General features: G+C 61.7%; 11 protein-coding genes. 10 read left to right on the top strand and 1 reads right to left on the bottom strand.

What is annotated here, in order from left to right; genetic code table 11:
• Positions 1 to 11 precede the first annotated feature (11 nt).
• The 10 genes from truB to MHM88_RS18620 all read left to right on the top strand — a co-directional run bounded on the left by truB (position 12) and on the right by MHM88_RS18620 (position 12,036).
• Positions 12 to 920 carry a tRNA pseudouridine(55) synthase TruB gene (gene truB / locus MHM88_RS18665; RefSeq protein ID WP_239368104.1) on the top strand — a complete coding sequence of 303 codons (909 nt, stop codon included), beginning with the start codon at positions 12 to 14 and terminating at the stop codon, positions 918 to 920.
• 202 nt (positions 921 to 1,122) lie between these two features.
• A complete protein-coding gene (locus MHM88_RS18660; protein WP_239368102.1) occupies positions 1,123 to 1,644 on the top strand; it encodes a DUF1643 domain-containing protein in 522 nt (173 codons plus the stop codon).
• A gap of 151 nt (positions 1,645 to 1,795) precedes the next feature.
• Entirely contained in the window at positions 1,796 to 2,782 is a 987-nt protein-coding gene (locus tag MHM88_RS18655) for a calcium-binding protein (RefSeq protein WP_255734761.1), read from the top strand.
• A 670-nt stretch (positions 2,783 to 3,452) separates the two neighbouring features.
• A complete protein-coding gene (rpsO, locus tag MHM88_RS18650; protein ID WP_239324499.1) occupies positions 3,453 to 3,722 on the top strand; it encodes a 30S ribosomal protein S15 in 270 nt (89 codons plus the stop codon).
• Between the two features lie 198 nt (positions 3,723 to 3,920).
• Positions 3,921 to 5,891, top strand: coding sequence for a TonB-dependent receptor domain-containing protein (locus MHM88_RS18645; RefSeq protein ID WP_239368098.1), 1,971 nt, complete (start codon positions 3,921 to 3,923; stop codon positions 5,889 to 5,891).
• 128 nt (positions 5,892 to 6,019) lie between these two features.
• The gene (zigA, locus tag MHM88_RS18640; protein ID WP_239368096.1) at positions 6,020 to 7,234 is read left to right on the top strand and encodes a zinc metallochaperone GTPase ZigA; all 1,215 of its coding nucleotides are present in this window, start codon (positions 6,020 to 6,022) and stop codon (positions 7,232 to 7,234) included.
• 2 nt (positions 7,235 to 7,236) lie between these two features.
• The gene (locus MHM88_RS18635) at positions 7,237 to 7,497 is read left to right on the top strand and encodes a DUF6525 family protein (RefSeq protein WP_239324513.1); all 261 of its coding nucleotides are present in this window, start codon (positions 7,237 to 7,239) and stop codon (positions 7,495 to 7,497) included.
• Between the two features lie 193 nt (positions 7,498 to 7,690).
• A complete protein-coding gene (gene pnp / locus MHM88_RS18630) occupies positions 7,691 to 9,829 on the top strand; it encodes a polyribonucleotide nucleotidyltransferase (RefSeq protein WP_239368094.1) in 2,139 nt (712 codons plus the stop codon).
• A gap of 112 nt (positions 9,830 to 9,941) precedes the next feature.
• Positions 9,942 to 10,805, top strand: coding sequence for a glycosyltransferase family 2 protein (locus tag MHM88_RS18625; RefSeq protein WP_239368092.1), 864 nt, complete (start codon positions 9,942 to 9,944; stop codon positions 10,803 to 10,805).
• 73 nt (positions 10,806 to 10,878) lie between these two features.
• Positions 10,879 to 12,036 (top strand): rhamnan synthesis F family protein, encoded by a 1,158-nt coding sequence (locus MHM88_RS18620; RefSeq protein WP_239368090.1) that lies wholly within the window; start codon positions 10,879 to 10,881, stop codon positions 12,034 to 12,036.
• An 85-nt stretch (positions 12,037 to 12,121) separates the two neighbouring features.
• On the opposite strand, the gene MHM88_RS18615 is transcribed toward MHM88_RS18620, so the two are convergent.
• Positions 12,122 to 12,772 carry a peroxiredoxin gene (locus MHM88_RS18615; RefSeq protein ID WP_239324517.1) on the bottom strand — a complete coding sequence of 217 codons (651 nt, stop codon included), beginning with the start codon at positions 12,770 to 12,772 and terminating at the stop codon, positions 12,122 to 12,124.
• Positions 12,773 to 12,865 lie beyond the last annotated feature (93 nt).

Here is a 12,865-nt window from a genome sequence, read left to right as displayed (position 1 = left end):
TGGGGACATTCATGGGACGCAAACGCAAGGGACGCGACATTTCCGGCTGGCTGGTGGTGGACAAACCCGCAGGCCTCACGTCGACCGCTGTGGTCAACAAGGTCCGCTGGGCGTTTGACGCCAAGAAGGCCGGTCACGCCGGCACACTCGACCCCGACGCCACCGGCGTTCTGGCCGTCGCTCTGGGCGAGGCCACCAAGACCGTTCCATTCATCACCGACGCCATGAAAGCCTATACGTTCACGGTGACGCTGGGGGCTGCGACCAACACCGATGACGCCGAGGGCGAGGTGATTGCGACCTCTGCCGAGCGTCCCTCGGATGAAGACATCAAAGAGGCGTTGCTTGGGTTCATTGGCGAAATCCAGCAGGTACCGCCGAAGTTCTCAGCCGTAAAGGTCGACGGCCAGCGCGCCTATAAGCTCGCCCGGGATGGCGAAGAGGTCGAGCTGTCCTCCCGCCCGCTCTGGGTTGAGGAATTGGTGATGCTGGACCGCCCCGACGCGGACCACGTGGTGCTGGAGATGACCTGCGGCAAGGGCGGCTATGTGCGGTCCATTGCCCGAGATCTGGGCGAGAAACTCGGCTGCCTCGGCCATGTTCAGGAACTGCGGCGGATCTGGTCCGGCCCGTTTGACGCCGAGGACGGTGTGACGTTGGAACAGATCGACGATCTGGCAAAGTCGCCCGAGATCGATCAGTTCCTGCGGCCGCTCGAAGAAGGGCTTGCGGACCTGCCGGAACTGAAATGCACGCCACAGGGCGCAACCCGGCTCAGAAACGGCAACCCCGGCATGGTGATCGCATCGGACGTTGAGTACGGCGATGAGGCCTGGGCGTCGCTAGAGGGCAAAGCGGTTGCCGTGGGGATCTACAAGGCAGGTGAATTGCATCCATCGCGGGTGTTCAATCAGGACTGATACGCCATCACGCAGGCGCATCACCTCCGCCGCACATCCGTTAACATCATGTAAATGATAGAGAAAACACGCTGACCCATTGTTTCGCACGCGAAACAATGGGTCATATGCGTTGACCTACAAATGCCGCAATGCGACCGCGAGATCAGGCCATTTCCACAGGGAATTGCGAAGCGCGCAGCGATAGGCCAAAACCTTCACCATGATCACCCGCCATCACATCAAGGGCGACGCGCCCTCCACCGCCCTTTATTCGGACTGCGAAACCTATCGCTACAGCCTGACACGCGTCTGGGCACCCGAGGGGCAAAAGGTGATGTTTGTGATGCTCAACCCATCCAAAGCCACCGAAGTTCAGAACGACCCCACCATCGAACGCTGCGAAAGGCGCGCACGGGCCTTGGGGTTTGGCGGGTTTCAGGCCACCAATATCTTTGCCTATCGCGCCACCGATCCGCGCGACATGCGTGCGGCCCCCGATCCCGAAGGGCCGGAGAATATGCCGGTGCTGCTTGCCGGGATGGATTGGGCGGACATGGTGATCTGTGCGTGGGGCACCCATGGCGCGCATCGCAATCAAGGTCCCGAGGTTGCCACTCGCCTGCGTGCCACGGGCCGCCCTCTGCACCACCTGGGCCTGAGCAAAGCCGGCCATCCCAAACACCCGCTCTATATTCCTTATGCGCAGACTCCGTTGCTTTGGCCGGACCAGTCCACGCGATAAGGAGATTGTTAACCCATGTTCCTGTTTTGTTTTGAGATGGGCAACGGGGTGTGTCACACTCGATACTGGTGTCGTAGCTGGAACGAAGTGGACCAGTACAGTGTTGTGGTTAGCCAGTATTCTCGGGATCGTTGCTGTTGGCAGCGCGGTCATGATCGACTTCGAATCCGATGAGGATTACGAAGATGACAGCAATGCCCCCGACGCAGGCAGCGAAGGGGGTGGAAACACGATCGTGTCCCCTGATGTGTTTCTGTCCGGCGGAAGCGACGATGATGACCCAGACACCGACACGCCCCAGGATGATGGCGCGAACGCCGTGATGACCGGAACGTCCGATCTCGACCACCTGACCGGCACCGCGGCTGACGAGGTGGTCATGGGGCTCGACGGGGACGACCAGATCCACGGTTATGGCGGCAACGATTCCCTTGATGGTGGCGACGGCCGGGATGAGATCTTTGGCGGCGAAGGCAGCGACAGCCTGCTCGGCGGCAGCGACGATGATACGCTTCATGGCGAAGATGGCACGGATACGCTCGACGGCGGCGAGGGCGACGACACGCTGTATGGGGGATTTGGCGACGACCGAATGACCGGCGGGACCGGTGCGGACTCGCTGCACGGCGGGGGCGGTCAGGACACGCTGGCGGGACAGGCTGGCGCAGATGCCCTGCATGGCAACGCCGGGGATGATGCCCTGTCTGGTGGAGCCGGACAGGACGTGCTCTTCGGTGGGCAAGGCAACGACACCATCAATGGGGCTGATGATGGCGACACCGCCGATTTCCTGAACGGCGGCGACGGGGATGATACGCTGATCGCAGGCGCCTCCGACGTGGTTACAGCGGGAGACGGCGCGGATCAGATCCTGTTGGGCGACTGGATTGCCGGCGGACAGGTCGACCTGATCGATTTCGACAGCGCGGAAGACCAGTTGCTGCTGATCTATGATGGTGCCCTGGGGCACCCCAGCGTTGACGTCGACGACGACCCGGAAAATCCGGATCAGCGGATCATACGTCTTGACGGCGAGGAGGCCATGCGGCTCACCGGCGCCGAAGACCTGAGCGCCGAAGATATCCTGTTGGTCGAGGCCAGCGATGAGGACGTCGCCTATCTCCCGCTGCCCGAGTGACAACGCCGGCATGGCTATGGCACGCCCGCTTCTCAGCACCGCTTGCGAAGTCTGTTTTTAGCAGTCCGTTTCACAGGTGTTTCGCTTCGGGCTTTGCCCGAAGCGACCGGCGCGGCGCAGGCCTTTCAGGCCTGCGCCGCGCCGGCTCCGATACCGTGACGGATTTCCTTCGGAACACAGGGCCGGTTTGCACGTCACCGCAGTGTCAGGCATGCTCCAAAGACAGGTGCTGGGCTGGCCCCGCCGTGTGTCGGCCCATGGTCTTGTGATGCGCAGGGCGTTGTGCGGAGCCGCAGTGCCGGTGCACAGCGCCTCACCATGGGATCTGGTCCGGCATGCAACCGGTGGCGGCGTGCACCGGTTCATCGCCCTGTCCCGCCAGTCACCGGCCTGGCGATGACGTCACAACAAGACCGGGAACGTTTGGTGGCAACTTCTTTCGCCCCCCCCCCGGATCTCAGGTGTCGGGCCGGTCCCTGACATGATCGCCCCGCAGCGCGGGTTGCCAAGTACGCCACGTCCTTTTCCTTTGCAAATCGCGGTGAAATCCCGTAGGCACCCGCATCCGCTGCGGAATCACATTGTGATCCCGGGTGGAGCACTCCATGGGCCTGTGCTGGACGACATCCCGGCCAGAGCCATCCACACACATCATATGAAGGAGACCCCGATGTCGATTACTGCCGAAGAAAAAACACGCTTGATGAAAGAATTCGCAACCAAAGACGGCGACACCGGTTCCCCGGAAGTCCAGGTTGCAATCCTGACCTCGCGCATCAACACCCTGACCGAGCACTTCAAGACCCACAAGAAGGACAACCACGGCCGCCGTGGTCTTCTGAAGATGGTCGCCCAGCGCCGCAAACTGCTGGACTACCTGAAAGGGAAAGAAGAAGCACGCTATCTTGACCTGATCAAGAAGCTGGGTATCCGTCGCTAAGACGCCCTCAGCATTGTCAATCAGGAACGCCCGCCCTGCTCAGGAGCGGGCGTTTTCTTTGGCACTTGCGGCGATGTTCCCCTGGCGCATGCGTTGCCATCGCTTGCGTCTCTGGGTAAGGGGAGGGTGCACCAATCAGCCAGGCAAGATGTCCCCCGACGTCCTCCCCCGCGACCACAAAACCGTGAGGGACACATCATGATGCATCGCATCACTTCGAGGAACATCGCCACCCTTCTGCTCGGCACCGCCATACCGCTTGCATCGGCGGCGGGGGCGCAGGATCTGACCGACGCCTTCATGCTCGACGACATTCGCGTCGAAGCACCGGACGCACAGGCGCTGCTGGGCAACGACGAAATCACCGAAGAGGAAATCGCCGCGCGCAACCCCTCCACCACAAAGGATGTCTTTGTCGGAGAGAGCGCAGTCACCACCGGGGGCGGCGCAGCGATCGCGCAGAAGGTCTATGTGAACGGGATCGAGGAAAGCCTGCTCTCCGTCACCATCGACGGCGCGCGGCAGAACAAATCCGCCTTTCACCACACCGGCAATGTGCTGCTGGATCCGGAGCTGCTGAAACAGGTCGAGATCAGCAAAGGTCTGGCCCCCGCGGATGCCGGTGCGGGCGCCCTGGCCGGTTCGATCGCCTACGAGACCAAGGACGCGAGCGATCTGCTGGACGCCGGTGACAATTTTGGCGGCCGCCTGCGCCTGTCAACCGACAGCAATGCCAACAGCCGCGAAGGGTCGCTGACCATCTACGGAATCGAAGGCGGGTTTGAATACGTGCTGAGCCACACCCGCCGCACCGGCGATGACTACAAGGATGGCGACGGCAACACCGTGACCGGCACCCGCGCCGACCTGACCGACTATGTGGGCAAATTCGCCTATGAAAGCCTTGAGGGGCACCGGTTCGAATTTGCCGCCTCGCGCACCGAGGACACGGGGTTGCGGGCTGCGCAGCCGGGACCGGGTGGCCTGTTCTTCACCCGTCCGGATTTCTGGGGCGTCAACGGCACCAACAGCACGCTGATCGAGGCGCTGTCACGACGCACCTCCTACACCTTTTCCTACCGGAACACGCAGGCAACCGGCATCTGGAACCCCGAATTCCAGCTCAGCCACAACGCGCAGGAAATTGATGCCAGCGGCGTCTATGGCGTCAACAAGAGCTTGAGCGGGACGCTGAAGAACCGCTTCGACATTGCTGGGGGCAATGTGACTGCGGGGATCGACTTCTTCCGGGAAACGGCAGAGGGCGAAGGCCGGGGCCCCGGCCCCGCTCTGGGCAGCAGCGGCGAAGAAGAGCTCCGCAATATCGGGCTGTTTGCGCAGGCCCGGCAGGACATTGGCGCGCGGGTCTCGGTCAGCTATGGTGCCCGCATCGACACGCAGAAGTTTACCGGCGCCGATGGGTCCGAGTTTTCCGAGACCGGCCTGAGCGTCAACGGCACCGTTGATGTCGTGCTGTCCGACACCTGGTCGCTGAACGCAGGTCTGGCCTCCTCCTGGGGTGGTTTTGAGCTGGGCGAGGCTGCGCTTGTGAACTTCGGAGGGGCGTGGAACTACGCCGGGTTCACCTCCTCGCGTGCAAACGCTGGCCGGATCGGTCTGCGCTTTGACAACGGCGCCTGGAAGGCCAGCGCGGCACTGTTCCAGACCAATGTCGATGACATCGCAGCGGTGCTGCCGTCCAGCGGTGCGCGTGGGGCCCTGTCCGATCTGCGCAGCCGCGGGATCGACACCTCGCTGCAATACACCTGGGATCGCGGGTTTGCGCGTGTGAATTGGACCTATGCCGATGTGGAAGTGGATGACGCAGCTGTTGGATCGACCGCATACTATCTCGGTCGTCCGATGGGGCACCTCATCGCGCTCGAAGCGGGGATGGACCTGACCTCGCAATGGCGCATCGGTGGATCGGCCGAAATCGCGCTGGAAAACGATGAGGCCGGCACCACCCTGCCGAGCTACGAGGTTGTCAATCTCTACGCCACCTATGTGCCCGCACGCTACGACGCCCTCGAGCTGCGTCTGGACCTGCGCAACCTGTTTGACGAGGCCTATGCCAGCCGGAGCTCCGACGGGATCGGCAGCAGCCGGGTTGTCGCCTTGAATGAACCGGGCCGCGCCATTGCGCTGACCGCACGCCTGCGGTTCTGATCCGCACCACAGCCTGAAGTGCCCCACCGCGTCCCCTGAAGGGGGCGCGGTTTTTCACATTATAGGGGGCTTGCCTCTTTTGGCACTTCGTGATTGTTACATTATAACATTTCATACAGGAGTCGCAGATGTCCGATCCCCGCCTTCCCGTCACCGTCCTCTCCGGTTTTCTCGGAGCGGGCAAAACGACGCTTCTGAACCGTATCCTCAACAATCGTGAAGGCCGCCGGGTGGCGGTGATCGTGAACGATATGAGCGAGGTCAACATTGACGCCGATCTGGTGCGTGAGGGCGGCGCAGACCTGAGCCAGACCGAGGAAACGCTGGTGGAGATGTCAAACGGCTGCATCTGCTGCACCCTGCGCGATGACCTCCTGGCGGAGGTGCGCCGCCTGGCTGCCGAACAGCGGTTTGACTATCTGCTGATCGAATCCACCGGGATCTCGGAACCGCTGCCCGTCGCCGCGACCTTTGATTTCCGCGATGCCGAGGGCGAGAGCCTCTCGGATGTGGCGCGGCTTGATACGATGGTCACGGTGGTCGACGCGGTGAACCTGCTGAACGATTTTGCCAGCCACGACTTGCTGGCAGACCGGGGCGAAACACTGGGCGAAGAGGACGAGCGCTCCCTCGTGCATCTGCTGACCGACCAGATGGAATTTGCGGATGTGGTGGTGTTGAACAAGGTGAGCCTTGCCAGCCCCGAACAAGTAGACGCCGCGCGCAAGATCATCCGCAGCCTCAACGCCGATGCCGAAATCATCGAGACCGATTTCAGCGAAGTGCCTGCCGACAAGATCCTCGACACCAAGCTGTTTGATTTCGAAAAGGCACACGAGCACCCGATGTGGGCCAAGGAGCTTTATGGCTTTGCCGATCATGTGCCGGAAACCGAAGAATACGGCATCGCGTCCTTTGTCTATCGCGCGCGGGCGCCGTTTGATCCCGGCAAATTGCATGCGGTGCTGAACGGCAATCTGCCCGGCGTAATCCGCGCCAAGGGGCATTTCTGGGTTGCCACCCGTCCCGAGTGGGTGGCGGAATTCTCGCTCGCGGGAGCGCTTTCGAGCGTAGCGCCGCTGGGCACGTGGTGGGCCTCGGTGCCCGCCGAACGCTGGCCCACCCACCAGCAGGCGCGCGACTATATGCAGGCGCATTGGCAGGAGCCCTTTGGCGATCGCCGTCAGGAATTGGTGTTCATCGGCGCAGGCATCGACTGGCCCGCGATCAAATCCACATTGGATGCTTGCCTGATCCGCGAAGCAACGGCCGAGACTCTGCCGGACTACGCGGATCTGGACGATCCCTTCCCGCTGTGGCGGCGGGCCGATCAGGCGGCGTAACCATGCGACGTCGGGATAAGAACGGCAACCGGGGGGCAGTCGCACTGCCCACCCGGCGCAGGCGCGAGGACCCAATGGCAGCTTATGACCGCTTGCCCGCCCCTCTGCGCGCCTGGCTGCAGGAGGCCGCATTGCCCTGGTCGGCGCAGTCCTGCCGGCGCATCTGGCAGGCGGCACAGCGTGACGGCCTGTCGCCAGAGGCCGCCCTGGCCCGGCTGGATGCCGCAGAGCGCAAAACCCTGAACCGCAGCCAACAGGCCTGATCCGGCAGCCCACCGCGCAAGCGAACACTTTCTTTCTGCGACGAACTCATGTATGGGCGGATCTATCTGAGACGATGTGCCCAGACCCCGGCACGCGAAAGAAAGATAGCATAAGGGTCGGCGGCAATGGGGCCGCCACGCAATTAGGAGACCCGGGATACGCCTGGGAGCGCTCCGACTTAGGATACGATAGATGTTCAACGTAACGACGAAAACAATGCAGTGGGGCGAAGAAACGCTCACACTGGAAACCGGTAAGGTTGCGCGCCAGGCAGATGGCACCGTGATCGCCACCCTCGGCGAAACCTCGGTCATGGCCAACGTGACCTACGCCCGCGAACAAAAGCCCGGTCAGGATTTCTTTCCGCTGACCGTGCACTACCAGGAAAAATACTACGCCGCCGGTAAAATTCCGGGCGGCTTTTTCAAACGTGAAGCGCGTCCGACCGAAAAAGAGACGCTGACTGCACGTCTGATCGACCGTCCGATCCGCCCGCTGTTCGTTCCCGGCTTCAAAAACGAAGTTCTGGTGATGTGCACCGTGCTGTCCCACGATCTGGTCAATGACCCCGACATCGTCGCGATGATCGCGGCCTCCGCGGCGCTGACCATCTCTGGCGTGCCGTTCATGGGTCCGATCGCGGGTGCCCGCGTCGGTTACGAGGATGGCGAGTACATCCTGAACCCGACCGTCGACGACATGCAGGACCTGCGTCTGAACCCCGAGCAGCGTCTGGACCTTGTTGTTGCAGGCACCAAAGACGCCGTGATGATGGTGGAATCCGAAGCTTACGAGCTGACCGAAGAAGAAATGCTCGGCGCTGTGACCTTCGCACACGAGCAGATCCAGCCGGTCATCGACCTGATCGTCTCGCTTGCGGAAGAAACCGCAAAAGAGCCGTTCGACTTCACCCCGCCGGATTACTCCGACCTCTATGCTGCCGTTAAAGCAGCGGGCGAAGAGAAAATGCGCGCAGCCTATGCAATCTCTGACAAGCAGGAACGCGTTGCTGCTGTTGGCGCCGCCAAGGAAGAGATCATCGCATCCCTGACCGAAGAGCAGCGGGAAGACGGCAATCTCAGCTCCGCGCTGAAGAAGCTCGAATCCGTTGTTCTGCGGGGCGACGTTGTGAAAAACGGTCGCCGCATCGACGGTCGTGCACTGGATCAGGTCCGCGCGATTGAGTGCCAGACCGGCCTTCTGCCCCGGACCCACGGGTCTGCCCTGTTCACCCGTGGTGAAACGCAGGGTTTGGTTGTGACCACGCTGGGCACTGGCGACGATGAGCAGTTCATCGACGCGCTGCACGGCAACTTCAAATCGAACTTCCTGCTGCACTACAACTTCCCGCCCTACTCGGTTGGTGAAGTGGGCCGCGTGGGCTCCCCCGGCCGTCGTGAAATCGGCCACGGCAAGCTGGCATGGCGCGCGTTGCAGGCGGTTCTGCCCGCTCCGACCGACTTCCCCTACACCATCCGCGTGGTCTCCGAGATCACCGAATCGAACGGCTCCTCCTCCATGGCATCTGTCTGTGGTGGCTCGCTGTCGATGATGGACGCAGGTGTGCCGCTGAAAGCGCCGGTTGCCGGTGTGGCCATGGGCCTCGTGCTGGAAGAAGACGGTTCCTACGGCATCCTGACCGACATCCTGGGCGACGAGGATCACCTCGGCGACATGGACTTCAAGGTTGCGGGCACCGAAGCCGGCATCACCTCCCTGCAAATGGACATCAAGGTTGCAGGCATCACGCCTGAAATCATGAAAAACGCGCTGGCTCAGGCCAAAGCGGGCCGTCTGCACATCCTCGGCGAAATGTCCAAGGCACTGACCGAAGCCTCCGAGTTCTCGCAGCACGCACCGCGCATCGAGACCATGCAGGTTCCGACCGACAAGATCCGTGAAGTCATCGGTTCCGGCGGCAAGGTCATCCGCGAGATCGTCGAAGTCTCCGGTGCCAAGGTCGACATCAACGACGACGGCGTGATCAAGATTGCCTCCGCCAACGGCGACGCCATTCAGAAGGCCTATGACATGATCCACGCGATCGTGGCAGAGCCGGAAGAAGGCGCGATCTACACCGGCAAGGTCGTGAAGATCGTCGACTTCGGCGCCTTCGTGAACTTCTTTGGCAAGCGCGACGGCCTGGTGCATGTGTCCCAGATCGAAAACCGCCGCCTGAACCACCCCAGCGACGTGCTGAAGGAAGGTCAGGAAGTGAAAGTGAAGCTCCTGGGCTTTGACGATCGCGGCAAGGTGCGCCTGTCCATGAAGGTCGTGGATCAGGAAACCGGCGAGCCGATCACAGCCGAGAAGAAAGAAGAGGCGGAATAAGCCTTTTCCCGCCACATGCGGATCTGACATAAGATGCCCGGGACAGGAGTGTCCCGGGCATTTTTTTGGTCGCGCGTCACTGACGTTGCCGCATGCCACCGGAAAGGATCACATGAGCCGCGTTACCCTTGTTACCGTTGCCTATAACTCTGCTGCCGTTCTGCCGACGTTGCTGGCCTCGGTTCCCGAAGATGTGGACTGTGTGATCGTCGACAATGGCTCGCAGGATACCGATGAGGTCCGGCACCTCGCGGCGACGCATGGCGCAGAACTGGTGATCTCAGAGCACAACATCGGTTTTGGACCGGGCTGCAATCTCGGCGCGGCACATGGAACCGGCGAGTTCCTGTTCTTCGTCAACCCGGATGCGACGCTGTCTCCGGGCGCGGTGGAGGCGCTTTTGGCAGCGGCCGATGCGCATCCCGAGGCCTGCGCCTTCAATCCGCGCCTGCGCGAGGGCAATGGCAAGATTGCCTTCAAACGGCGCAGCAAGCTGTTGCCAAAATCGCTCTGGCTGCCGCGCGAGGCGGCGGAGCGCGACTGCGACCTACCCGTCCTGCAAGGGTCAGCGATTTTTGTGCGGCGCGCCGCCTTTGAGGCGGTTGGCGGGTTTGACCCCGAGATCTTTCTCTATCACGAGGATGACGACCTCAGCTTGCGGCTGCGCCAGACCTGCGGCCCGCTGCGCCTGGTGACAGCGGCAGAGGTTGTGCATCTGTTTGGCGAATCCACCGTGCGCTCGCCGCGGACAGCGGCGTTGAAGGCCTGGTACATGGGACAATCCCGCGTCTATGCGTGCCGCAAGCACGGCATGTCCAGCGCCTTTGCTGTGGCCCTGAGGGACGCGATGATGCAGCTCCTGTCACCATTGACACTGCTCTCGGCACGCAAGCGCGCCAAGCACTGGGCCTATCTGCGTGGAGTCTGGGCCGCGCGGAATGCGCCCGGCGCCAATCAGCCCTTCCTGACGGACTAAGCGGGCCGCGTTGCACAGCCAGCCCCAACAGGCTAAGTCCGCAGACATTGTTTCAAAGTCACAAGGTGTTTGAATGGCGCTGCCCCTCTGGAAGATCAAACGCGAGCTGACCCGTCCTTTTTTACAGCTCAAACGTTTGCCGCCGCGGCTGACGAGCCTTTTGTTTTCAAAAACCTACTATGATCGCGTTCTGGCCCCCCGCAAACAGGTGACAGAGGGCACGGCGTCACCTACGGGGAAGGTCGCGATCTATCTGATCTTTCCTCAGACCGGGGTACTGGCATCGCATCTGGAGGCCTTGCGTTACCTTGCAGCCAATGGCTATGCGCCGGTCGTCGTGTCGAATCTCCCGCTGAACGACGCGGACCGCAGCACGATCCATGAACACGCATGCCTGCTGATAGAGCGGCCGAACTACGGATATGACTTCGGAGGGTACCGCGATGGCGTGCTGGAAATCGCCCAACGGTTTGCAGACGTCGAACGACTGGTTCTCTTGAATGATTCTGCCTGGTTCCCTCTTCCGGGATCTACCAACTGGCTGCATGAGGCGGAACAGCTCGATCTGGACTACGTCGGCGCCGCAACCAACTATGGGCACGCCCGGGTGAATCCCGAAGAGTTTCGCAACCTGAGCTGGAGCTACTCCAGCGAACACCGAAACTTTCACTACTGCTCCTTCGCCCTGATGATTAGCGGCAAGCTGTTCTCGGACCCTTCCTTTCAGCGGTTCTGGCGCAACTTCCCGCTCACAAACAACAAGACCGTGACGGTGCGTCGCGGCGAAATCGGGATGTCGCAATGGGTGATCCGCAATCAATTCACCCATGCCAGCACTTTGGACATCGCCGGTCTCGATCAGCACCTCTCGGCACTGCCCGATGATGAGCTGAGACATATCGCTGAACAGACCGTGATCCCGGAAATGCCGCAGATGCAGGACATTCTGGCAAAGACGCTGGCGGGAACCCCAACCCGCGAAGAGCTGATCGGCCTCATCCTGACCAGCATCGCACGCCAGGGGATCAGCTACACGCAGCCGCGACTGGTGCATCGTGACTTTGGCTTTGCCTTCCTGAAGAAATCACCGATCTGGCTCGACGAAACAGCGTCGGATCTGACTTTGGCATTTGCCCGCGACCTGGATGGGCCCTTTGGTCAGGTGATCTGGGACGAGGCGCTGGATCTGCGCCGCACCCGCGCCAAAGCGTTTGCCCCCGTCGCAGACTAAGCGAACATAGAACGGGCCACGGCAAACCCACCGTGGCCCATATTTATCTTGCGATACCGAACCGCTGATGGTCGGTGCGCCCGCCTTACTCTGGCGCCTTGGTCTTGCGCAGGTAGGGGAAGATGGTCTCGAACTCACCGAACTTCGCCTTGGCGTCCTCATTGGACACGCTTGGCGGAATGATGACGTCCTCGCCCGGCACCCAGTTTGCGGGGGTCGCAACGCCTTTGCCGGACATCTGCAACCCGTCGAGCGCGCGCAGGATCTCGGCAAAGTTCCGCCCCACGGTCATCGGGTAGGTCATCGACAGCTTCAGTTGCTTGTCCGGACCAATGATGAACACAGAACGCACGGTGGCGCTGTCGGCCGGCGTGCGACCGTCGGGCAGGTAGGCCTCGGCGGGCAGCATGTCGAACGCCTTGGACACCGCCAGCCCCTCGTCAGCGATGATCGGGAACCCCGCTTCCGCCTTGCCGTAAGATTCGATGTCGCCCTTCCATTTGCGGTGGTCCTCGGCGCTGTCGACAGAGACGCCGATCACCTTGGTGTTGCGGGCTTCCCATTCCTTGCCCAGTTGCGCCACGGCAGAGAATTCCGTGGTGCAGACCGGGGTGAAGTCCTTGGGGTGGGAGAAGAGAATCGCCCAGCTGTCGCCGATCCAGTCATGAAAGGTAATGGTGCCCTGATCGGTCTCGGCCGTGAAATTCGGCACCACGTCGTTAATGCGCAAACCCATTTGAGTGCTCCTTCTTGTGCAAGTCACGTGAATCGCTGGGTCAAACCTACTCCCTTTCCGCCCGTGTTAAAGCACATTGCCCATCCGCGGCGG

The organism is Epibacterium sp. MM17-32, assembly GCF_022348205.1.
Taxonomy (GTDB): domain Bacteria; phylum Pseudomonadota; class Alphaproteobacteria; order Rhodobacterales; family Rhodobacteraceae; genus Epibacterium.
Note: the sequence above shows the minus strand (reverse complement) of the source record. Positions and strands in the feature narration are given on the sequence as shown.